This window comes from Candidatus Pacearchaeota archaeon (assembly GCA_038874355.1).
In the GTDB taxonomy this organism is placed as follows: domain Archaea; phylum Nanobdellota; class Nanobdellia; order Pacearchaeales; family GW2011-AR1; genus JAVZCO01.
Window position 1 is genome coordinate 432,828 of sequence record JAVZCO010000001.1, and the last position, 23,522, is coordinate 456,349.

Here is a 23,522-nt window from a genome sequence, read left to right on the forward strand (position 1 = left end):
AATGAAAATCTTATCATTTTTAAAAAATAGGGGAAATATTCTATATTATCCGGGATGTTTAACAAAATTTGTTTTAAATGACATAGAAGAGAATTATAAAAAAATTTTAAGAAAAATAGGAATAGATTTTATTATGCTTAAAGATTTAGAAGTTTGTTGTGGAAATCCTATATTAAATTCTGGCCATGAAAAAGAAGCTAAAGAATTAGCACAAAAGAATTTTAATTTATTTAAAGAAAGAGGCGTTTCTAAAATAATAACTAATTGTCCTGCATGTTTTTATATGTTTAAAAATAATTACCCTAAATTAATCAATAAGTGGGATATAGAAGTAGAACACATAACACAATCAATTGATAAAGCTATAAAGGAGGGAAAAATTGATATTAAAAAGTTAAATGTACCTATAACATATCACGATCCTTGCCATTTAAGTAGGTATTCTAATGTTTATGAAGAGCCTCGTAACATAATAAAAAGTATAGGAAACTTAAAAGAAATGAAATTAACAAAAAATTATTCCTTTTGTTGTGGTGGTGGTAGCGGAGTAAAATCCAACTATCCAGAATTAGCAAATTCAATTGCAAAAGAGAGAGTAAAAATGGCAAAAGAAACAAATGCGAAATTATTATGTACTTCTTGCCCAATGTGCTATTTAAATTTAAAAGAAAATTCAAAAGATTTAGAAGTAAAAGAAATAAGTCAATTAATTAGTTTAGAGAAAAAATGAGAATAATAACAAAAAGATTGATTTTAAGACCTCTAAAAAATTCAGACGCAAAAAGCATAGTCGAAAATATAAATGATTTGAAAGTTAGTAAATGGTTATTGGTTGTTCCTTACCCTTATAATTTAAGAGATGCAAAAAAGTGGATAAAGGAGACACAATGTGAGTGGAAAAAAAGAAATAAAAAAGAATATGTTTTTGGGATTGAACTTAAAGAAGAAAAAAAAGTAATTGGTGGTATAGGAATTCATAAAGTTGATAGGTTTCAAAGAAAAGCTAAGGTTAAGTATTGGTTAGGAAGAAAATATTGGAATAAAGGATATGGAAGTGAAGCCCTTAAAGCTGTTTTAGAATTTGCTTTCAAAAAACTAAAATTAAGAAGAATAGAAGCGGGAGTCTTCGTTGGGAATATCCCTTCTAAAAAATTGCTTGAGAAGTTTGGAGCAAAAATTGAAGGAATAAGAAGGAAATCTTATATATGCAAAGCAGATAAAAAGATTAAAGATGAATATGTTTATGGTTTATTAAAAGAAGAATTTTTTTCAAATAAAAAATAAAATGAAAAATATCAACTTAAAAAAAGAAATAAAAAAGAATGAAGAAAAGCAAAAAATAATCTTGCCAATTATTTATTCTTATAAAGAAAAAAGGGATAAAATACTAAATGAAGAAGAAAAAGAAAAATTAAGAAATAAAGTTAGAGAAATAAAAGAAAAAACAATAAATAACATAAAAGAATTAAAAGAAAAAACAATAAAGAACTTAATAAAAAATGAAATTAGAGTTATTGAGGCCAAAGATTCTAAAGAAGCAATAAAAATTATAAAAAAAATTGTAGGAAAAGAAAAATTAATAATAAAATCAAAATCTAATACTTGTAATGAAATAGAATTAAAAAAATTTCTTAAGAATAAAGAAATTATTGAAACCGATTTAGGAGATTTTTTAATTCAATTATTTAAAGATGATAAAGAGAAAGAAATTCATCCTGTTTTGCCATCTTTGCATTTAACTTTAGATAATATTTCTAAAAAAATTAATGAAAAATTTAAAGTAAATGTTGAAAAAAAAGAAGAAGAAATTATAAAATTTATAAGAAAGTACTTAAGAGAAAAAATTTACAAAGCTAAAATAGGGATTAGCGGAGCGAATGTTATTTCTAGTGATGGTAGCATTTTTATTTTAGAAAATGAAGGAAATATTTCTTTAGTTTCTAGGATTGTGGATAAACATATAATATTAGTAGGTTTTGATAAGATTGTTGAAACTAAAGAACAAGCGTTGGATATAATTAAAGCTTCAACAATATTCGGAACAGCACAAGAATATTCATCTTATGTTAGCATTATTTCTGGACCAAGCAAAACTGCTGATATACAAAATAAAATAATAAAAGGAGCACAAGGGCCAAAAGAAGTTTACTTAATTTTATTAGATAATAAAAGAAATGAAATTTTAAATTCAGAATTTAAAGAATTATTATACTGTATAAATTGTGGTGCTTGTTTAAATTTTTGTCCTGTATATCATCAAATATTTTCAAGATATGGTTCAAATTATTTCTTAGGTGCAAAAGGAGTAATTTCTTCTTATTTTCAGGAATATCCTAAAAAAGCATATGAAAATGGAGCTTTCTTTTGTACTACATGTAAACAATGTTATGAAAATTGCCCAGTTAAGATTAATTTATCAGATTTAATAAAAAAAATAAGAAAAGAACTAGTTAAAAGAAAATTAGAACCTCCTTCAGTTAAAGAAATGATTATTAATATTTCAAATTATGGAAATCCTTTTGGTAAAATACAAAAAGGAAAAAAACCAACAAAATTATATTGTTGTTAAATTTTTACAAAATAAATTTCTATTATTTTATAACTTTATAGTAATAACAAAAACGAAAGATTTAAAAACCCTAATTTATTATAAATAATAAAGATAAATAGAAAAATGGAAAGAGAAAAAATATTTTCAATCTTAAGACAAATCAATGAAAATTTAAGGAATGGAAAGTACGGTTTAGAATCTTATAACTTTTTCCCACTCCCATATGCTAATTCTTATTTTTTTAATTTAACATGTAATGATACTTTCTGTAAAAAAGAATTTTTTGATTTGTATGATAAATTAGAAAGTAGAGAAAAGATAGGATTAGAAGAAAAAGTTTTAGAATTGGAAAGAATTATGGATCATGCTTTAAAAGATAAAATAAAATTAAAAGCGGGATTAATAAAAGAAAATAATAATCTTAAATTAAATATATTCTCAAATATTCCTGAAGCAATTTTATGTATGCCTACATGTTACACTTTATTTAATTCTATAAAAAAAGGAGAGTTTCCTTATCCACTAGATATACATTACATAAATTTTTACAAATTTATATCAGAAAACCTTATTGATTTTCTTTTTCAAACAGATTCACAAAAAAATATAGTTGAAAAAAGAAATCATCTTTTTAATTTAAAAGATAATTATATTGTATATAAATGGGAAAATTTTGGAAATAAAATGAAGAATATAAATAATAGAGAGAATAAAAATATATTAAATGTTTATTTATACAACCCTATTTCAGAAATAAAAGAAGATATATTTTATCCATATATAGAGATGCCTTTAATATCTTATAGTGAGGCAGAAATAGAAAAAAATATTTTAGATATAAAATCTCATTTATTAAGAGGAATTTTTTTTGTAGGCAACCCATTCTTAAATAAAATTAATGAATACATTATCTCAGGAAAACAAAGAGAAGATTCAGAAGAATATAAACTAGAAAGTATTAATACTATTCTTAAAAATAAAGAGTTTTAATAATTGCAATTTAATATTTTACCTAATTTATATTCAAGATTTTTTCCATTTCTATTAATTTCAACAAAAACATCATATTCTTGATATAATCTTTTATTTGTTTTATTTATATAGTCTGTAATATAATTATCTATATTTTCGTTTTTAGGGACTTTTGTTTTATATACTGTTGGATCAAGCTTTATTTTAATTCTTTTTCTACTTCCATTATACAAAGTTATTGCATTATAAATCATTTCTTCTTTATCTATATCGCTGGTTATTACAACTTCTCTTATTTTTTTCATATATAAAAAAGTATAAGGAAATATAAAAGAATTTATATTTTAGTATATATATTTTAAAAAATACTGCTATCTTGTTAAAATTTCTATAGCATCTTTATGTCTTAAAATATAATCTTTTCCTATTACTTTTTTAGTTTTTACATCTATTGCTTTAATGAAATTATTTCCCAAATCGGTATGTAATCTAAAAGCAAAATCTAACGCTGTACTGTTAGGGGGCATTAAATAACAATCAGGCAAGACTCTACCTTGACTATCTGTAAGTTTAGATGTTCCTGCTGGAAATACTGCTACATATTTTAATAAATCAAAAACAACATAATTTAAAATATTTTGAACTCCAGTAGAACCGTATTTTTCTAATATTTTTTTTATTTTTTCTAGAGCAATTTTTTGATTTTCATTTAAATTTTTTAAAATTTTAAAATTATTTTCTCCAGGTATATATTCTATTAATCCAGCTTTTGAAGCTTCTCTCAAAGCTAATTCTGCATCAGTAGAACAAGGTATTATAGGATAATTAAATTCTTCTCTTATTTTCTTTAAATTTTCTTCAGCTCCTTCTAAATCTATCTTATTTCCAGCAATAATCATTGGTTTAGTTTCTTTTCTTAAATTACTTGCAAAATAAAAAATTTCTTCTTCTGTCCATTGTGTAGGCTTTTCAATATCCAATTTTAATTTTAATACAATTTTATTAACATCCTCTTCCTTTACTTTTAATCCAGAAAACTGTTTTGTTATTGCTTGTATAAAATTTTCTTTTGTTGATTCTATTTGCTTAGAAAAAGTTTTCCAAACCTTTTTTAATATATTAGAATACCATAAATCAATTTCTTTCTCTAAAAATTTTATATCTTCTCCGGGATAATAATTATTTGTTGGTTTACCTTCGGCATTTGTCTTTCCAGATAAATCAACTATGTGTATAAAAGCATCTGCTTGTCTTAAATCATCTAAAAATTGATTACCCAAACCCTTTCCTTCTGAAGCTCCAGGTACTAACCCAGCAACATCTAAGAGTTCAATAGGAACAAATCTTTTACTATTAATACAATATCCTTCTCTCGGATTACATTTGACATTAAAATCTTTATCAATGCAATCTATTTTTACATAACCAATTCCATGATTCGGTTTTATTGTAACAAAGGGATAATTTGCTATTAAAACATTTGCTAATGTTGCTGCTTTAAAAAAAGTGCTTTTTCCTACATTTGGTTTTCCAATTATTCCTATTAACATATTCTAATTAAAAGGGTAATATATAAAAACTTTTATAAATCAATATTTTTTAAAAATATTAATAGAGCCCGTAGCTCAGCCCGGTTAGAGCACCGCTCTTATATGAAGAAGATTCAATAGAATCTTCATTTCCAGGCTAAATGCTAGGAAAGGCGGGGGTCCTCGGTTCAAATCCGAGCGGGCTCATATAAAATTTATCTTGTTAATATGAAGTTAAAAAAATTAATATATAGTGGATTATTTTTGTTTTTTTTGCAATTAAATTTATACGCAGAACCACAACACATAGTAAGAGGACCAAAAGATAAGAAACAAATAGCATTAACTTTTGATGATGGAGATAATTTAGAAAGTGTGATAAAAGTACTTGAAGAAAAAAATGTTAAAGCAACATTTTTCTTAACAGGAAATTATATTATGAAAAGAAAAGAAGAAGTAAAAAGAGCATATGAAAAAGGCCATGAAATAGAAAATCATACTTATACTCATCCTAATTGTACTAATATATCATTAGATTCTTTGATTAATGAAGTAGTAATAACAGATTCTGAAATTTATAATATAACTGGTTATATTCCAAGATTTTTTAGATTTCCATACGGAAAGGCAAATAATGAAAAATTAGAAACAATAGAAAAATTAGGAAAAAAATCTATTTTTTGGACAATAGATACAAGAGATTGGGAATATAAAAAAGAGGAATACAAAAAAGCAAGAGAAAATATTATAAAAATGATTAATGAACAAACTAATAATGAAAAAGGGAGTGGTAGTATAATTTTAATGCATACAAAAACAATAGTGGGATCCTATAAGATTCTTCCAGAAATAATTGATCTTTTAAAATCAAAAGGATACGAATTAGTTACAATAAATGAAATGTTTGAAAAATAATTTTTATAAAATTAAAAAATTTGTAATTTAATTAATTAAGTAAATTTAAAAATATAATTTATTTTAAGATATAATGAAAAAAAACAAAAAGAGAAAAAGAAAAAATAAAAAAATAGAAAATATGACTTTTTCAGAATTAATTGAAAAAAATCCCAAAGCTGCTAAAATTTTTTTTGAAAAAGGAATGAATTGTGCTTTTTGTCCTCTTGCTTCAAAAGAAACTTTAGAACAAGGTGCTAAATCACATAATATTGATATAAAAGAATTAATTAAAGAATTAAACAAAAACAAAAAGAAAAAATGAATTATAATAAAAAAGTAATAGAATATTTTACTAAGAAGAAATATGTAGGAGAAATAAAAAATGCAGATGGTGTTGGTGAAGTGGGTAATATAATATGTGGCGACATAATGAAAGTTTATATAAAAGTTGGTAAAAAGAATAAAGAAGAATATATTGAAAATATAAAATTTAAAACTTTTGGCTGTGTCGCGGCAATTGCCTCTTCTTCTGCTTTAGCAGAAATCGCCATTGGAAAGAAATTAACCGAAGCTATTAAAATAACAAATAAAGATATATTAAATAAATTAGGTAATTTACCAACAATTAAAATTCATTGTTCTATTTTAGGAGAGCAAGCTCTTACTGAAGCAATATATAATTACTTTGTGAAAAATAAAAAGAAAATTCCTAAATTTTTAGAAAAAAAACATAAATTAATAATGAGAGAAAAACAAGCTTATAAAAAGAAATTTTCTAATCGATAAATTTTTAATATTCCTTATTTTTTTATTTATATTATGTTAGAAAATAAATTAATAAGAAAACTTATTTTTTACACATTAGATAAAACTATAAAATTTAAATTTTATAATCTTGATAATAACACAAAAAAAATTGCAGAAGATAAATATCTTATAACTTCTTCTGTTTTAAAAGCAATTGATAAACAATATAATCAAGGGATTTCTAAAGGATGTAAAGATAAATTAGAAAATATCTTCATAAAAAAGCAATTTTTAAGAGTTATAAAAAAAAGAAAATTGCCTTATCAAGATTATCAGATTGGATTTTTAACAGTTAGCCCAACAAATATATGTGATTTATCCTGTAAAGATTGTTATGCAGGCTTTATAAAAAATAAACAAACTTTACCATTTTCTATTCTAATAAGAATATGGGAGGATATAAAAAATATTTTTAAAACTAATTTTATGGTTATCTCTGGAGGAGAGCCTACTTTATACGAGTATGAAGAAAAAGGAAAAAAATATGTATTAGAAGATTTATTAGAAAAAAATCAAGATATTTATCATTTAATGTATACTAATGGAAGAAGAATTGCAGAAGATTTTTCTTTTGTTAAAAGAATAAGTGAGTTAGGAAATTTAACTCCTGCTATAAGCATAGAAGGTTTTGAAGAAAAAACGGATTTAAGAAGAGGAAAAGGAATGTATAAAAAAATAATTAAAGCAATGGATAATTTAAGAAAAGAAGGAATTCCGTTTGGGATTTCTTTAACAATGAATAAATACAATATAGAAGAATTATTAAGTGACGAATTTATTAAAGAAATGTTTGATAAAAGAGGAGCCGTTTATGCTTGGTCTTTTCATTATATGCCTATAGGAAAAAATCCTTCTTTTGATTTATTAATAACACCAGAACAAAGATTATGGAGTTTCAAGAGAATAAGAGAATTACTAAAACAAGGATATTTTATTGCAGATTTTTGGGATTTAGGAACAGTTGCTGGTTGTATGGCTTCTGGAGGTGATGGAGGAAGTTATGGTTATATAGATTGGACGGGAAATATTTACTCTTGTGTTTTTATGCCTGATCAAGATAAAGATGAAACAAAAAATAATGTTTATAATTTATACAAAAACGAATATAATCTAAAAGATGCTTTTGATACAGTTCTTCATAAAAAAATAAGAGAAATTAAAGCAACACAAAAAAATAAATGTAATTTATGTTTGCCTTGCACAATTAGAGATAGAAGTAATATTTATTCGGAAATTATTGAAAAATACGGAAAATATGATTCTCCAACAAAAGAATACAGGGAAAAAATAATTAAAACAGGATTAATGGAAAAATATAATAAAGAATGTGAAAAATTATTTTCTAAAATTTGGGAAGAATATTTAAAATAAACTTAGATTTTTAATTTTCTTTATTTAAACTTTTAATTGTTAATATTGTTTTATTAACTTGTTCTTGATTTAGGAAATAAGGTTTAGAAATTTTACATCTGTCATTCATTAGATTAAATTTATTATCTTCTCTTTTATCTGTTAAACCTAAAACATGTCCTATTTCATGAGCCAAGTTCCATGCAGTAAAATCTTTACATTTTTTATCTTTCTTAAAAATAACAAATTTATAACCACATAAATTTCCTCTCCCAAAATTAATACTTTTTCCTTTAATATATATAATACTCATATCAGGACTATTGTTTGTTATTTTATTTATAAGAGGAATATAAAATTCATTGCAAATTTTACTATCTTCTTCTGAATTTTTTCCAGAAATTTTAGTATAAAGATATTTTCTTTCTTCTGTTGTTATATTTAAATTTACTTTGTATATATTATTTATTAAGATAGAAATATTATAATTATTCCAAATTTTATTTACTTCACTAACATATTTTACTAATTCTTCTTCATTGATTTCGTTATTAATAATATAAAAATTAAAACTAACATTTAATTTTTCAATATTTGTACCTTGCTTTTCTATTGAAAAAGAACAAGTAAAATTTCTCAATATAAAGATAATAAGAATTACAATAAAAATAAAAACCAAAGATCTGATTATTTTTTTATTATTTTTTAACATAATTTATAATATTATTAATATTTTTTATATTTTTTTATAATTATAATTTTTTAGTAATCTAACTTTCTATTATATTAACAAATTGCTTTTTCATTTAAGTAAAGAATTTTTTTAATCTTCTTTTTAAGATAATAACATGTTAATCAATCTTTTACCCTTCTTTATTTCTTCTTTCACCTTCTCTTTCTTTGCTTCTTTTTTATCTTCTTTTTAGTATAAAAGATTTCTGAAAACAAAAAAATATATAGGATTTCTAAAATGCCAAATGTATTTATAATAAGTATAATGATAAACCATATGACATCTTTATTCTGAGAAGCTTTCCATAAGGCAATTCCCTTCCATGTTAAACTCCAAATTAAAAGAATTATTAATAGAGTTGGATTAATTCCGAATAAGGAAGAAATTTGATTATAATCTAAAGCCATTATACTATAATAAAAAAAATCTTTATAAATTTAATTAATTAAATTTTTTTAATTTGTATTAATTATAAAATGGTTACAAAAACGAAATATTTATAAACATAAGAATAATAAAAGTAGTATAAGATGAAAAAATATCAACTAACTTACAGTAAAATTAAAGAGAATGATATTTTAATAAACAACATAATAACTCATTATAATTTTGGAAAAAAATATGGCTTAACACAAAAAGAAATATGTAAAGAATTTAATATTTCTCAATATACATTAAGAAAAATTTTTAAAGAATCTAATAGAAAAATTTACTCAAAAAGAGTTTATAAAGAGGATATTGAAGAGATAGTTAAACAATATAAACAAGGAATTCCTATATATAATGAAAAAAATTATTTTGAAACTATTTCAGGTTATCATGGATTAAGCAAAAGTACTATAATAAAATATCTAAAACAACAAGGAGTTTATAATTCTAAAAAAGAATATAAATCAAAAAATAAGAAAAATAAAGAAGAAATAATAAAAAAAGAAAAAAATTTAGAAGAAAAAATTTTATATGATAATCAAATAGAAAACAAGGAAATAACAAAAAATAAAGAGTTAAGAGAAAAAAATTTTTATAGTAATCCTTTTCCTGTTACCTATAATCAAAACAATCCTAAAAAAAACTATATAAATTTCTTTAATAGATTAGGAAAAATTGCAAAAAAAGCTTTAATTACAACAACAGCAGGTCTAATTTTAGCAGGTTCTTTATTTTTTGGCGGTTATAAAAAAGGTTATTATGACGCAAAAATGATTTATAAAGAAAAAGAGAAAATTAATTACGTAGAAAAAAAAGAAGAAAATCCAGCAGAAATAAAAATTTTAGAAGAAATTCAGCCAGAGAAAAAAATAAAAAGCGAACAAAAAAAAGAAATAAAAACAAAAAAACAAAATATCTATTCTTCACAAAAAAGTAAAAAAGAAAATAAATCTTATGAAAAAAAAGAAGAAAAAGGATCAAAAATTCCAGAAGAAATAAAAAATATAGTAGAATTAAAGGAAAAAGAAAATAAATCTTATGAAAAAAAAGATGAAATACAAAAAGAAATTCCTTCAAAAGATCTTTCTCTAAATTTAGAGAAAATATTACAATCAGATTTTAAAGAAGTTAAAATAAAAAAACATTCAATTTATTATGAAGTTTTAGATGAAACAATTCTTTTTAATATTCCAGAAATAATTGAAGTGGAAAAAGAGACATTGAAAATAAAATATGATAAATTAAAAGAGATTGCTACTAAAGGAAAAGAATTATTTGGAGAAAGACCTATTATAAAGGTTTGGGAAAGAGAAGGAATAGAAGTTTACGGATTTCCAATAAACACTAATGAAGAAATAGAACAAAGAGGTATCTGGCAAATAAATACAGATTCTAATGGGAAAAGAATTCCATCAGAATACATAGTTTACAATGATATGAAAACAAAAAATGTTTCTCCATCTAAACCAGATAAAATAATAAATTTTATTCAATTAGAAGAAATAATAAATAATGCAGAAAAAAATAAAAATTTTATTATTCCTCAACATATAAATAAAGATAAAAATCATTTAAGTGGTTTTGTTATTAAAAAAGATAAAGATAAAAAAGTAATAGTTCAAAATCAAATATATAATTCTGAAAAATTAAATAAATCCTTATTGAAAAGTATATCAAAAATAGGCCTTTCTGTCGCTGTTGGGGAAATAATAGGACCAGGAGAGAAAGGTATTAATGGATCTTCACAAATACAAATACCACCAGGGCCTCACCCAGGGATATAAAAATCTTATGAAAAATGAAAAAAATATTTATTTTTTCTTTATTTAGTATCTTCACAATTAGTTTAGTTTTTGCTTCTTCTTATTACTATTATACTACAAATTGGTATTATCAAGGAAATCCAGTTAATAATGTTAGAGCAATGAATTTTAAATGTTTAGATAACGGTTGTTATAATTTAGGTGAAAAAACGTTTGATTTTACTTCACAGAGTAATAGTATAACTATTCCTTATTCTATTCCATCTCCACAATACGGCTATGCTAGTTATTGGTTCTCTTCTTGTTATATTTATCAAGAAATGGCTTGGAAACCCAATTCTATCGGGAGTTATTTACAAAATGTTAATTTCACAAAAAAAGAAAATTGTAATTCTTCTATAGAAGAATTAATTTTTCCAGGTCTTATAAATAAGAGTCAAAATGTTAATATAACAGCAATAATAAAATCCGCTTTTTTTAATTTACCTGAAGCACCTTATGCAGTTCCTTCTGATAAAGATCTTATAAAAGATTTTTTTTCTTCTGAAGTGAATATAACATTAGAAATAAAAAATTCTACAAAAAATATTGTTCATACTAGTTCAAAAGTAGATTATATTTATATGGATTCTTTAAAAGATATAGAATTTTATTGGATTCCGGATAAAGAAGGAATTTATAATATAACAATAAAAACAGAAGTTATTGATTGCAAATGTTCTTCTAATATAATAAATAAAAAATCGAAAATAATAATAGTTAATTTTACAGATCAATTTCCAATAAATGATACAAACCCTCCACAAATTACAATAATCTCACCAGCAAACATAACATATAACACAAACACAATTAACTTCAATATAACAGCAGATGAAAATTTAGATACTTGTATATATACTTTAGATGAATGGCAAACAAATATAACCATGACAAAATTAAATGACACATACTTCTATAACATAACTCAATTAAACGACGGAAGCTACACAGCAAGGTTCTGGTGTAATGATACAGCTAGCAATGTAAATAATACAGAACAAGTTAGTTTTGTTGTTAATACTACAATAGAAGAAAATGACACAACAGAACCAATAATCTTTTTAATTTCTCCATCAAATAACTCTCAATTTTATGAAGGAAATATTAATTTCACTTATAAAGTAACAGATTTAAGCAATATATCTTATTGTAAATTTTATTTAAATAACATAAGTGAATATACAGACAACTCTATTATAAAAGAAATTAATTTAACTATAACAAAAAATTTAACAAAAGGAAATTATTCTTGGTATATAGAATGTGTAGATTCTTACAATAATGTTGGAGTAAGTGAAACAAGAACAATACATATTTTAGAAAAACAAAACAATACAGAAGAAACAGAAAAAAACAAGACGAAAAAAAATGAAAGAGAAAAAAAAGAAATTTTAAAATTTGTTAAAGAAGAAGAAATATGCGGAAATTATATATGTGAATATTGGTTAGGAGAAAATGAATATAATTGTGAGAAAGACTGTTTAGAAAATATAAAACTTAATTATGAAAAAGAAAAAGTAACATTAAGCAAAAAAGAAACCAAAAATAATCTTATTTCATTAATAATTTTTTTAATTTTATCAATTTTTATTCTTTTAATTATTATTTATCTTATTTTAAAAAAATAAAAATTTATATAAAAAATATTAATTTTAAATTATATCTTAAAATATAGAAATATTTATAAACTTCAATTTTTTTAAGTAAATTACTTTATACAATAAGTTGAATATAAAATTAAATAAAAATACAACATATTGTATTTTAAATATATTTTTAATCAGAAATAAAAAGGGGAACAAGATATGAAATGTATTTATTGTGGCCACAAAGAAACGAAAGTAACTAATAAAAGGGATATAAATGATTTTGTTAGAAGGAGGAGAGAATGTTTAAGATGTAAAAAAAGATTTACAACTTATGAAAAAGCAGAAATAGATTTGATTGTTATAAAAAAAGATGGGAGAAGAGAAAAATTTAATAGAGAAAAATTAAGAAACGGTATATTAAAAGCATGTGAGAAAAGACCAATAGCAATAGAAAAAATTGATAAGGTTATAGCAGAAATAGAGGAAGAATTAAGAAAAAGAGGAAAAGAAATAAAAACTAAGATTATAGGGGAAATAGTAATGAAAAAATTAAAAAAATTAGATAAAATAGCTTATATTCGATTTGCTTCAGTTTATAGAGAATTTAAAGATATAAGTGATTTTAAAAATGTAATGAAAGAGGTATAAAATGGGAATTGAAAAAATAATAAAAAGAGACGGTAGAATAGAAAAATTTGATCAGGAAAAAATAACCAATGCAATAAGAAAAGCAGTAAAAGCAGTTGGCGGAACAGATTTAGAAAAGAGACCTAAATATCTTTCAGATTTAATTGTTAAAGAAATAGAAAAAAATATAGTAAGTAAAGGAAGAATACCACAAGTAGAAGAAGTACAAGACATTGTAGAAAAAATTTTAGTTGAAAATGGGCATTATCAAACAGCAAAAGCCTATATTTTATATCGTAATACACATAAAGAGCTAAGAGAATTAAAAGGACTTTTTGATACAATAGAGGTGGTAGATGAATATCTTAATGGACAGGATTGGACAATAAGAGAAAATTCAAACATGGGTTTTTCACTTCAAGGATTAAATAATTTTATTTCAAATAAAATAGTTCCAAAATATTGGTTAAGAAAAATTTATCCAGAAAAAATAAGAAAAGCCCACGAAAATGGAGATATTCACATTCATGATCTAGGAATTCTAGGACCTTATTGTGTTGGTTGGGATTTAGAAGATTTATTAATTACAGGAATAACAGGTGTACCAGGAAAAGTCGAAGCTTCTCCGGCAAAACACTTAAGAACAGCTTTAGGGCAAATATGTAACTTTCTTTATACATTACAAGGAGAAGCTGCTGGTGCTCAAGCCTTTTCAAATTTTGATACATTTTTAGCTCCATTTGTAAGAAAAGATAATTTAAGTTATAAAGATGTTAAACAATGTTTACAAGAATTTTTATTTAATTTGAATGTACCAACAAGAGTAGGTTTTCAAACTCCTTTTACAAATATAACTTTAGACTTAAAAGTACCACAACATATGAAAGATAAAGCAGTTATAATCGGAGGAAAATTAGAAAATTTAGTTTATAAAGAATTTCAAGAAGAAATGAATATGATAAATAAAGCATTTGCAGAATGTATGTTAGAAGGAGATGCAAAGGGAAGAGTTTTTACTTTTCCTATTCCAACATACAATATAACTAAAGATTTTGATTGGCAAAATACTAGTTATGATTTAATTTGGGAAATGACAGCTAAATATGGAATTCCTTACTTTTCAAATTTCATAAATTCTGATATGAAACCAGAAGATGCAAGAAGCATGTGTTGTAGATTAAGACTAGACAAAAGAGAATTAAGTAAAAGAGGGGGAGGTTTATTTGGTTCTAATCCATTAACAGGATCTATAGGAGTAGTTACTATTAATCTTCCACGTATAGGTTATCTTTGCAAAGATGAAAAATCTTTTTTTACTAGATTAGAAGAATTAATGGAAATTTGTAAGGATAGCTTAGAAATAAAAAGAAAAGTAATAGAAAACCTTACAGAAAAAGGATTATATCCTTATTCAAAATTTTATTTAAGAAATATAAAACAAAGATTTAATGAATATTGGAAAAATCATTTTTCTACTATAGGAATTTTAGGAATGAATGAAGCAATAATGAACTTAATGCCTAATGAAAATATCGCAACAGAAGAAGGAAGAAAATTCGCAATAAATGTTCTAGATTTTATGAGAGAGAAATTAAGAAAATATCAAGATGAAACAAATAATTTATATAACTTAGAAGCAACTCCTGGAGAAGGAACTACATATAGATTCGCAAGAATAGATAAAAAAAGATTTCCAGATATAATAGTAGCAAATGAAGAAGCTGTGAAAAAAGGTTATGCACCTTATTATACTAATTCTACACAACTTCCTGTAAATTATACAGATGATATTTTTGAAGCTCTTACATTACAAGATGATTTACAAATAAGATATACTGGTGGAACTGTTTTTCACTGCTTTGTTGGGGAAAAATTAAAAGGAAATGACGTTAAGAATTTAGTTAAAAAAATAGCAGAAAATTTTAAACTACCTTATTTTACTATAACACCAACTTTTTCTGTTTGTCCAGAACACGGCTATTTATCAGGAAAACATGAAATATGCCATAAATGTATGAGCATAGGGAAAAAAACAGAAACAGAAGTATATTCAAGAATAGTAGGTTATTTAAGACCTATACATCAGTGGAATGATGGAAAGCAAGCAGAATTTTATGATAGAAAAATGTTCAATATTTATAAATGAAAATAAAAAGAATTTTTAGATAAAAATGAGAATAATAGGTTTAGAGAAAAATTCTTTTATAGATTATTCTGGTAAATGTTCCCTTGTTATTTTTACTAAAGGCTGTAATTTTAATTGTCCTACTTGTCATAATAAAATTGCTGTAAAACCAAATAAAAGAACAAATTTAATAAAAGAAGAAGAAATTTTTTATTATTTAGAAAAAAGAAAAAAATTTATTGATGGTTTAGTTATTTCTGGTGGAGAACCAACTATACAAAAAGATTTAATTTCTTTTTTAGAAAAGTGTAAAAAAGAAAAAATACAAATAAAATTGGATACAAATGGCTATAAACCAGATATTTTAGAAGAAATTTTAGAGAAAAATCTTGTAGATTATGTTGCTTTAGATATTAAAGGGCCTAAAAATATTTATTCAGATTTAGTAGGAATTAACATAGATATTAAAAGAATTGAAGAAAGTATAAAAATAGTAAGCAAATTTTCAGAATACGAATTTAGAACAACTATCGTACCTATAAAAAGGAATAAAGATTATATTTCTTGGATGAAAATTGAAGAATTAAAAGATACTTTAGAATGGGTTTATAATATAATAAAAAATAAAGAATCAAAATATTTTCTACAAAAATTTTTTTCAAGAGAAGAAAAACAAATGTTAAATAAAAATTTCTCTTTAAATTATTTATCAAAAGAATTACATGAAACTCCAAATTATTTAATAGAAGAAATGAAAAAAATAGCAAAGAAATATTTTCCAAAAATAGAGATAAGAGATTAATCTTTAAAATAAAAACAAAGATTTTTTAAATATAGTATTTTTATTTTTTATACCAATTTAATGAAGGTCCCGTAGCTCAGCCCGGTTAGAGCACTGGCCTTTTAAGCCAGGTGTCGGGGGTTCAAATCCCCTCGGGGCCATTTTTATAATCCTTTTATAATTTTCTTAAAAAACGAGCTCTGGCGTATTAAAGGGTCATTTTAAAATCACCTCTCTTTTTGTCGAATTCGGATTATTGAGACTTTGTTTTAATAAGCTCAGCCACACCTTTTTCATATTTGGAAGCAGGATATATTGGCCAGAATATTGTTTTAGCAGCTGCAGAAAATAATATAGGGGCATGTCCTGTTAGCGGTTTGTAGATGATACGTTAATAAAAATATTAGATTTGACAGAAGGGGAAATACCAGTTTATACAATAAGTTTAAGGAAAAAGAAATAATTATAAATATCTTCTTTTTAATAAATTTATGGAAGTTGATATAATTAATATTTTTAATTCAAATAAAAAAATTTCTGTGAAAATAGTTAATTTATTGGACAAATCAAAACTCTTAAATGATAAAGAGAAATTTTTTGATAGTTTATTAGATGATATAAAAAATGATGGAGAAAAAAATCACGTAGGAGGATTTTTAAATGAAAACTTATTAAAAAACCAGTTAGAAAGAGAAATTTTTGACAAAAGAATAATTAAAGTTTCAATAAATACGTATAAAAAACTAAAAATTAAAGATATAAAACATTTAATAAAAGAAGTTATTAGTCATGTTAAAGCTTTTTTAAATTCTAAAAAAATTTTAGTTTATGTTTTTCCTACATTTTCGAACTTTATAATCAAAAAAATGAATGGTTGTAGTGGCTTTCTTGCTTACAAAAACATTATTCATATTTATTTATACCCGACAAAAAACTGGAAAACAAACTTTAAATGCACTCTTTTACACGAATTTGCTCATTGTATACAACCTTACTATTCTTATAAAATGAACCTTTTCGATCATCTAATTGCTGAAGGTTTAGCAGAACATTTTCAAATGGCCTTTACTAAAAAAAGAAATGCTATTTATTATACTTCTAAAGATAACAAAAAAATGGAGGCTTCTGTTTTGACTTTTGGTATTGGTTTACAAAGAATCCTATTTTCTATTATAGATTCAAATAGGAATAATAAAAGTATCAATTTTCCGGAAGAAATCAGGCCTTTTGAATATGCTATTGTATTGCACAAAGGGGAACAGGAATTAGCAGAGAGATGCTATTCTTTTTTAAAAGCAAAAAACAAAGATGTTTACATTGATGATAGAGACCTAAATTTTAAAGATAAAATGGATTATGCTGATTTTCTTAATGTTCCTTATAAAATAATTATAGGAAAAAACTCATTAAATTCGAAATTAGAAATTAAAACTTCAAAGGATGTTACTATATATAAGACACTTGAGGAACTAATATGATAAAGCCTAAAAAATTAGAAAAAGGAGATACCATTGCTTTTATTGCCCCAGCAGGTGGTTTAGCGGCATTAGTAAAGCATAGATTAACATTAGCTAAATCTTATTTTGAGAAAAATGGTTATAAAGTAAAAATCTATCCAACTGCATTGAAAAATATTGGCTTTAGTTCTGATACACCAGAAAATAGGGCAAAAGATGTTAATGATTCCTTTTCTAATCCAGATGTAAAAATGATACTATGCACTATAGGAGGAAATTCTTCTCATCAAATTCTAGATATTTAGATTTTGATTTAATAAGAAAAAATCCTAAAATATTTTGTGGTTATTCAGATATAACAACTTTGCATTTTGCATTATATACAAAATGTAATTTTATAACTTTCTATGGTCCAACGGCAATTGCTGAATTTGGAGAAAAAATTAATTTCGAAAAGTATACTGAAGAGTATTTTTTTAAAGCAGTTGCTTCTAATTTACCTATCGGCAAGGTTTCACCATCAGAAAAATGGACTGATTGCAGAAAAGCAAATTGGCTAAAAAAAGAGGATTTACGATTAAAAAGAGAATATAAGAAAAATAAAGGTTATGAGTGGTTAAGAAAAGGAAAAGCTGAAGGAAAAATTATTGGCGGTTGTATTACTTCAATGATGCATACAAAGGGAACTGAATATTGGCCTGACTTTTCAGAAAAAATTCTTCTTTTAGAAACACCTGAAGGAGAATCTTTTTTTAAAGGAGAGCCCTTATCAAACATAGATGGTTTTTTAGCAGATTTAAGGCTACTAGGTATACTTAAAAAAATAAAAGGTCTTATTTTTGGTAGAGGATTTGGGTATTCTGATGACGAGATAGAAAAATTAAAAGAAATAATACTCTTTAACACACGAGGGTTTGACTTTCCAATTTTATACGGATTAGATATAGGTCATACTGATCCAAAAATAACTATTCCTTTAGGAGTAAGCGTTACTTTAGATTCTGAAAAAAACATTTTTTCAATAGATGAATCTGGAGTAAATTGATTTCACGCAACCCCCTTTTTATTGTAAAATCGTGTCCCGCCACCTCCGATTTCTGACTTCTTGCCATTCTAATCTGCCTCTGTAGGGGTTGCCACCGAAAATTCTCCTGTTGTTGCCTTCGTTAAAATTCACAAAACGAAAACAAAAAACCCAATTTGCTTCGCAAACAAAGTCTAACATTGGTTAAGCGGTTTCGCTCGCTACACCCAAAGATTTTTCTAAAAAAACGGGCAGGGGCTTTTTATAATGGACAATTAGTTTTCTAGAAAAAATACTTATATATTTTTCCAATTTTTAACTCTTTTTTATTTCCACTTTTGGAAAAAAAATAAGCGGAATTGATTCCAATTATTTTATTGGAAGAATTTTTTAAATATATTCCCGTTCCTTCTGGAAGACCAATAATTTCCATATCGGTTTCTTCAATAATCTTTAATATCTCTTTATCATATTTTTCTTCATAGTGACAAAATACGCCTCTTTCGTTCAATAAATTCATCCCTTCTAAATCAACTAATTTAAATTTATTTTTATCTAGGGGTCTGGCAGTAATAATGCTTTTTGTTAATATTATCGCTCCGGCACTTATCCCATAAACTACTTTACCTTCTTTGATAAATTTTCTCAATATTTCAATAAAATTAGAATCTTTCAATTCTTTTAATAACCTAAAAGTGTTTCCTCCACCGATAACGATTCCTCTAACATTGTTTAAATCCTTAATTGACTTATCATTTAGAGTCGTCCACATTTCAAAATTACTATGGTTGAAAGGTGAAAATAAATTTTCAATCATCCAATTTAAAGAAGATTGAAATTCTTCTTTTTCCCTTGAATGAGGAATAAAAATTATTCTTCCATTTCCTACACTCTTAAAAAATAACGAGTTTATCTCTTTTATTTGTTCCCCTTTCCCTCCTCCAGATAGTATCAATTCCATATTATAGATTTATTGCGTTTCTATTTTTTTAATCTTTCTATTAACCCTAAAGGCAAATCATACTTTTGGCCTAATTCTTTTTTAGAAACACTAGGCAAAATAATTTTTTTATTTTGTTCTATAGCTATCTTAATATATTCTTCATTTAATAGTTTTGGACTATCAAAGTATCCTGATTTTGTACCTTTTTTTAGTTGATTGAGGTAATTCTCTAAATTAAAGTATTCTCTGCAGTAATTTTGAAGATAATCTTTAAACTCTTTCTCACATTTTTTATATGTTTCTTCTATTCTTTTTATTTCTTCCTCAAATATGGGATTTAATAAATCTAAAAGCCCATCAGTTTGACTTTCTGATGCTCTAATTCTCGCTAAAACCTTTTTGGTTAAATATCTGATTTTGTTCCCTGGTCCTTTTGCTGAAGGAAAAATTCCTTGATTGGATGCTTCATTTAATGTTAGAATATGGTCTCCCACATATTGTGCATCCTCTTTCTGAAGATATGGGAAATTTGAAATTATTTTTTCAGTTATTTTTTTTAATTTTTCAATTTCAAAAACAGAATTATAACCATTGATTACTGCAACTAATCTTTCTAAGGCCATTCCAGAATCAACTAATTTTCTATTTTGAGGATCAATGTACGCTATATTCCACAACTCCCATTCTGTGGGAATATGTCCAATTTCCATTCGCTGCCCCTCTAAAGGGCCATCCTTAATCCTCCAAGACAATTTTGTTGGATCAAGTCTTCTAATTTCTATTCCTAACGAAGAATATCTTTTGGCATTTTCTGAAATCTCTTTTTTGTTATCTGGAACATTTAAAAAAATTTCATTAGGCGGAACCCCAGTCGTAATCAAATAGTCAATCATATAATCTGTGATCTTTGAAAAATTTGTATTGTTAAAAGAAAAAACTTCTAGCATCTTAAAGTTTGTTAAATGTCTAGGGGAATATCCAACTCTATAATCGTTATCCGTTCTTAGACAATTTTGTATTCTTGCTAACTGTTGCATATTGGACTCTTCATTTCCCCTAAATACATTATCATATTTAATTCCCCCACAAATCATAAATAACACGGCCGCACTTTTATTTTCGGGGAGCAGGTTTTCTGATTTTTCAGTGCAAAAACCTAGTTTAGAAAAATAATCCAAGTATTCTACTTCTACTTCTTTTAATTCTTTAATTTTTTTATCCATTCTATAGTGGTATAATTTAGATATATTTATAAATATTCTTATTTTCTTTTAAAATATGGGTATTCCAAGATTAAGATATCAGAATGAAATGTGGGATGTGAATCTACCCTCAATTTTGGCATATACTTTTAAAAAAGAAGATATAGATCTTTTTATTAGAGGCAACTCAATACCCTTAGATTTTGATACTAATTTAACTGAGAGGTGTAACGCTAATTGTAAATATTGTGCAACACAGGGAGGAAAATTGGATGTGAGATTTAATTACGATAATAGTTTACCTAAATTAACAGATGAGCATATTTCAGAGATAATTAAACAATTAAATTTGCTTGGAACAAAGACTTTCTTTTTGTGTAGCAATGGAGAACCCTTACTAAACCCAAAGAGATTTCTAGATATTTTAGATAAAGCGGGCGATAAAGAGATAAATATTATAACATATACCAATGGAATAACATTAAATAAAAATATTTTAAAGGAATTATATAAAAGAAAAGTCAATTTAGTAATAAAATTAGAGTCTTTAAATCCAAGAAAAAACGACGAGATTATCTTTGGCAAGAATGAACCAAAAAACAAGTCTTACAATTATTATAGTTTTAATAATCAAAAAGTACCTCGGGGGATCATTGAAGCATTTGAAGTTTATGGAAGTGACTCTAATTGTTTAGGTATCGAAACAATTATCTTAAAAGACAATATTGATGAAATAATAGACATCCGAAATTGGGTTTATGATTTGGGAAGCAGTCAATTCTTAAAGCATTTATATCCCCTAGGATATGTAAAAATTAGTAGGGAAGAAGTTATGCCAGATAATAAAAAAGAAAAAGATTTAGTACAAAAAATAATCGCTTTCGATTCTAAGTATGGTTTTATCTATCCTTCATTTCAAACGCCCGACCACTATTCTTATGATTCAAGAAGATTTATGAATAATTGTGTGAATATTTATGGTTTTCCTTTTAGAATGTTTGCTCATGAATTTGGAGGAATCTATCAGTCTTCTCAAATAGTTACAAAGAACTTTGGATTTGGAACAGAAAGAATTATCTCTCTTTTTGACTCTAAAGGTAATATTAATATGAAAGAATATTTTAATAAAATTGAAGAACAAATCAAAAATGAATAATCTTTCAAGAATTACATTTGGAACATGGGGATTGCCAGAATGGAAGGATTATTCACAAGATTATTGTAAAGAACTATTTGATTTTGCTTATAGAAATGGAATAAAGAGTTTTGATACAGCATTAGTCTATGGTGGTGGAAGGATGGAACATTTTCTATCTTATCTTCCAAAAGAGTGTTTTATTGCAACCAAAATTCCTGCAAAAAATAAATCAAAAGAAATAATTGATGCCTATGATTCGTTATGGATTAAAAAATGTATAGATCAATCAAGAAAAAGATTGAAAAGAGATTCTTTAGATTTAGTTCAGCTTCATAATTGGGATTATAATTGGAATAATTATCAAACATTAATTGATTTAATGGTAAATTTAAAAGACACTGGATTAGTAAAAAACTGGGGGATCTCCTTACCATTTGAATCTCCGAATAATCACAGCGAAATATTGGACGAACCTGTAATAAACTTTTTTCAAGTACATTATAATATCTTACAACAACAAAATAAAGATATTATTAAAAATTTAAAACAAAAAAACAAAAAAGTTCTTCTGCGATCTGTTTTATTGCACGGATTTTTGATGGGTTCAATCAATCCTCCTTTTTGTAAAAAGTATAATTTAGAAAAACAAAATTTAAAGAAAGAAAGGGATAGGTTATTTTTAGGTTTAAATAAAAGAGAAATACTAAAATATTGTTTAAATAACGCTTTTTTAGTAGGGGCAGATTCTATCGTTTTAGGCATAACTAAGAAAGAGCATATAACAAGTTTGGAAGAATATTTATAATTTCTTTTTGTAAAGAACAAAAAAAGTCCTGCCCTTACGCAACCCCCTTTTTATTGTAAAATCGTGTCCCGCCACCTCCGATTTCTGACTTCTTGCCATTCTAATCTGCCTCTGTAGGGGTTGCCACCGAAAATTCTCCTGTTGTTGCCTTCGTTAAAATTCACAAAACGAAAACAAAAAACCCAATTTGCTTCGCAAACAAAGTCTAACATTGGTTAAGCGGTTTCGCTCGCTACACCCAAAGATTTTTCTTGATAAAATGGGAAAAATTCAATCCAGACTTCTTTATTAGGATAGAAAAAATATTCTATTTGTAGAGATAAAATCTGGAAATTATGCAAAATATATAAGCAATTTTGAAGCTGAATTAAAAGAATAGCGCAGTATATAATTTAAAAAATAATTATCACCCGCCTTTGACTTGAGAACCATCAGCCGTTATTGCTACAGAGAATAAAATTCGAAAGATTTATAAATCTTGGTTAGAATTCATTTAGTATTAGTAAGTTGTAAAAGAAATTTTATTAAAATTAATTTACTGCTATAAATATGCACATCCTCCAACCTAAACATACAAAAATGAGCAAAAAAGAAGTAGAAGAATTATTAAAAAAATATAATATTTCTTTGTCACAATTACCAAAAATAAAAAAAGAAGATCCAGCTTTACCAGAAAATTGCGAAGTAGGTGATGTAATAAAAATAGAAAGAAAATCCGGAGATAAAAATACTATTTATTATAGAGTTGTTATTTAAAA

25 protein-coding genes and 2 tRNA genes are annotated in these 23,522 nt (G+C 24.9%); 21 read left to right on the forward strand and 6 right to left on the reverse strand.

The window, feature by feature from the left end:
- Position 1 precedes the first annotated feature (1 nt).
- From QW117_02655 to QW117_02670, 4 genes are all read left to right on the forward strand, one after another.
- On the forward strand, positions 2-730 hold the full coding sequence (locus tag QW117_02655) for a (Fe-S)-binding protein (GenBank protein ID MEM3405845.1): 729 nt from the start codon (positions 2-4) through the stop codon (positions 728-730).
- Positions 727-1,284 (forward strand): GNAT family protein, encoded by a 558-nt coding sequence (locus QW117_02660; protein MEM3405846.1) that lies wholly within the window; start codon positions 727-729, stop codon positions 1,282-1,284. Before QW117_02655 ends, QW117_02660 begins: the two co-directional genes overlap by 4 nt.
- Position 1,285: 1 nt before the next feature.
- Complete coding sequence (locus QW117_02665) at positions 1,286-2,569, forward strand: LUD domain-containing protein (protein MEM3405847.1); 1,284 nt, start codon at positions 1,286-1,288, stop codon at positions 2,567-2,569.
- A gap of 105 nt (positions 2,570-2,674) precedes the next feature.
- On the forward strand, positions 2,675-3,541 hold the full coding sequence (locus QW117_02670) for a hypothetical protein (GenBank protein ID MEM3405848.1): 867 nt from the start codon (positions 2,675-2,677) through the stop codon (positions 3,539-3,541).
- Here the strand turns inward: QW117_02670 and QW117_02675 are convergent.
- A complete protein-coding gene (locus QW117_02675; GenBank protein MEM3405849.1) occupies positions 3,538-3,828 on the reverse strand; it encodes a hypothetical protein in 291 nt (96 codons plus the stop codon). The two genes, QW117_02670 and QW117_02675, sit on opposite strands and share 4 nt — an antisense overlap.
- A gap of 66 nt (positions 3,829-3,894) precedes the next feature.
- The gene (locus QW117_02680) at positions 3,895-5,073 is read right to left on the reverse strand and encodes a redox-regulated ATPase YchF (GenBank protein ID MEM3405850.1); all 1,179 of its coding nucleotides are present in this window, start codon (positions 5,071-5,073) and stop codon (positions 3,895-3,897) included.
- A 64-nt stretch (positions 5,074-5,137) separates the two neighbouring features.
- On the opposite strand from QW117_02680, the gene QW117_02685 reads away from it, so the two are divergent.
- From QW117_02685 to QW117_02705, 5 genes are all read left to right on the forward strand, one after another.
- Positions 5,138-5,259 (forward strand) — tRNA-Ile (locus QW117_02685).
- 21 nt (positions 5,260-5,280) lie between these two features.
- Positions 5,281-5,967 carry a polysaccharide deacetylase family protein gene (locus QW117_02690; protein MEM3405851.1) on the forward strand — a complete coding sequence of 229 codons (687 nt, stop codon included), beginning with the start codon at positions 5,281-5,283 and terminating at the stop codon, positions 5,965-5,967.
- 73 nt (positions 5,968-6,040) lie between these two features.
- Positions 6,041-6,271, forward strand: a complete 231-nt coding sequence (locus QW117_02695) for a DUF1858 domain-containing protein (protein MEM3405852.1) — start codon at positions 6,041-6,043, stop codon at positions 6,269-6,271.
- A complete protein-coding gene (locus tag QW117_02700) occupies positions 6,268-6,735 on the forward strand; it encodes an iron-sulfur cluster assembly scaffold protein (GenBank protein ID MEM3405853.1) in 468 nt (155 codons plus the stop codon). The genes QW117_02695 and QW117_02700 overlap by 4 nt, the downstream gene beginning before the upstream one ends.
- A 33-nt stretch (positions 6,736-6,768) precedes the next feature.
- On the forward strand, positions 6,769-8,127 hold the full coding sequence (locus QW117_02705) for a radical SAM protein (GenBank protein MEM3405854.1): 1,359 nt from the start codon (positions 6,769-6,771) through the stop codon (positions 8,125-8,127).
- Positions 8,128-8,137: 10 nt separating this feature from the next.
- Here the strand turns inward: QW117_02705 and QW117_02710 are convergent, their stop codons facing one another.
- Positions 8,138-8,818 (reverse strand): hypothetical protein, encoded by a 681-nt coding sequence (locus QW117_02710; protein MEM3405855.1) that lies wholly within the window; start codon positions 8,816-8,818, stop codon positions 8,138-8,140.
- Positions 8,819-8,991: 173 nt separating this feature from the next.
- On the reverse strand, positions 8,992-9,246 hold the full coding sequence (locus QW117_02715) for a DUF5652 family protein (protein MEM3405856.1): 255 nt from the start codon (positions 9,244-9,246) through the stop codon (positions 8,992-8,994).
- Positions 9,247-9,369: 123 nt separating this feature from the next.
- Here QW117_02715 and QW117_02720 point away from each other — a divergent pair, with 123 nt between their 5' ends.
- The 9 genes from QW117_02720 to QW117_02760 all read left to right on the forward strand — a co-directional run bounded on the left by QW117_02720 (position 9,370) and on the right by QW117_02760 (position 18,697).
- Positions 9,370-11,052 carry a hypothetical protein gene (locus QW117_02720; GenBank protein ID MEM3405857.1) on the forward strand — a complete coding sequence of 561 codons (1,683 nt, stop codon included), beginning with the start codon at positions 9,370-9,372 and terminating at the stop codon, positions 11,050-11,052.
- 14 nt (positions 11,053-11,066) lie between these two features.
- Positions 11,067-12,701, forward strand: coding sequence for a hypothetical protein (locus QW117_02725; GenBank protein ID MEM3405858.1), 1,635 nt, complete (start codon positions 11,067-11,069; stop codon positions 12,699-12,701).
- Positions 12,702-12,878: 177 nt separating this feature from the next.
- On the forward strand, positions 12,879-13,310 hold the full coding sequence (gene nrdR / locus QW117_02730; protein ID MEM3405859.1) for a transcriptional regulator NrdR: 432 nt from the start codon (positions 12,879-12,881) through the stop codon (positions 13,308-13,310).
- A gap of 1 nt (position 13,311) precedes the next feature.
- Positions 13,312-15,435, forward strand: coding sequence for a ribonucleoside triphosphate reductase (locus QW117_02735; protein ID MEM3405860.1), 2,124 nt, complete (start codon positions 13,312-13,314; stop codon positions 15,433-15,435).
- A gap of 25 nt (positions 15,436-15,460) precedes the next feature.
- Entirely contained in the window at positions 15,461-16,216 is a 756-nt protein-coding gene (locus tag QW117_02740; protein MEM3405861.1) for an anaerobic ribonucleoside-triphosphate reductase activating protein, read from the forward strand.
- Positions 16,217-16,281: 65 nt separating this feature from the next.
- A tRNA-Lys gene (locus QW117_02745) sits at positions 16,282-16,356 on the forward strand.
- Positions 16,357-16,686: 330 nt separating this feature from the next.
- A complete protein-coding gene (locus QW117_02750; protein MEM3405862.1) occupies positions 16,687-17,673 on the forward strand; it encodes a DUF2268 domain-containing putative Zn-dependent protease in 987 nt (328 codons plus the stop codon).
- On the forward strand, positions 17,670-17,957 hold the full coding sequence (locus tag QW117_02755; GenBank protein ID MEM3405863.1) for an LD-carboxypeptidase: 288 nt from the start codon (positions 17,670-17,672) through the stop codon (positions 17,955-17,957). Before QW117_02750 ends, QW117_02755 begins: the two co-directional genes overlap by 4 nt.
- Positions 17,912-18,697, forward strand: a complete 786-nt coding sequence (locus QW117_02760) for an LD-carboxypeptidase (protein MEM3405864.1) — start codon at positions 17,912-17,914, stop codon at positions 18,695-18,697. The genes QW117_02755 and QW117_02760 overlap by 46 nt, the downstream gene beginning before the upstream one ends.
- A 262-nt stretch (positions 18,698-18,959) precedes the next feature.
- Here QW117_02760 and QW117_02765 read toward each other — a convergent pair whose 3' ends face one another.
- Both QW117_02765 and QW117_02770 read right to left on the reverse strand, forming a co-directional pair.
- The gene (locus QW117_02765; GenBank protein MEM3405865.1) at positions 18,960-19,637 is read right to left on the reverse strand and encodes a Type 1 glutamine amidotransferase-like domain-containing protein; all 678 of its coding nucleotides are present in this window, start codon (positions 19,635-19,637) and stop codon (positions 18,960-18,962) included.
- 20 nt (positions 19,638-19,657) lie between these two features.
- Complete coding sequence (locus QW117_02770) at positions 19,658-20,842, reverse strand: alanine--tRNA ligase-related protein (protein MEM3405866.1); 1,185 nt, start codon at positions 20,840-20,842, stop codon at positions 19,658-19,660.
- A gap of 55 nt (positions 20,843-20,897) precedes the next feature.
- Between QW117_02770 and QW117_02775 the strand changes: the two genes are divergently transcribed.
- The 3 genes from QW117_02775 to QW117_02785 all read left to right on the forward strand — a co-directional run bounded on the left by QW117_02775 (position 20,898) and on the right by QW117_02785 (position 23,520).
- On the forward strand, positions 20,898-21,977 hold the full coding sequence (locus QW117_02775; protein ID MEM3405867.1) for a radical SAM protein: 1,080 nt from the start codon (positions 20,898-20,900) through the stop codon (positions 21,975-21,977).
- Positions 21,952-22,764 (forward strand): aldo/keto reductase, encoded by an 813-nt coding sequence (locus tag QW117_02780; protein ID MEM3405868.1) that lies wholly within the window; start codon positions 21,952-21,954, stop codon positions 22,762-22,764. The genes QW117_02775 and QW117_02780 overlap by 26 nt, the downstream gene beginning before the upstream one ends.
- A 549-nt stretch (positions 22,765-23,313) precedes the next feature.
- Positions 23,314-23,520: a DNA-directed RNA polymerase subunit RpoH/Rpb5 C-terminal domain-containing protein gene (locus QW117_02785; protein ID MEM3405869.1), complete on the forward strand. Its 207-nt coding sequence runs from the start codon at positions 23,314-23,316 to the stop codon at positions 23,518-23,520.
- Positions 23,521-23,522: the final 2 nt, after the last annotated feature.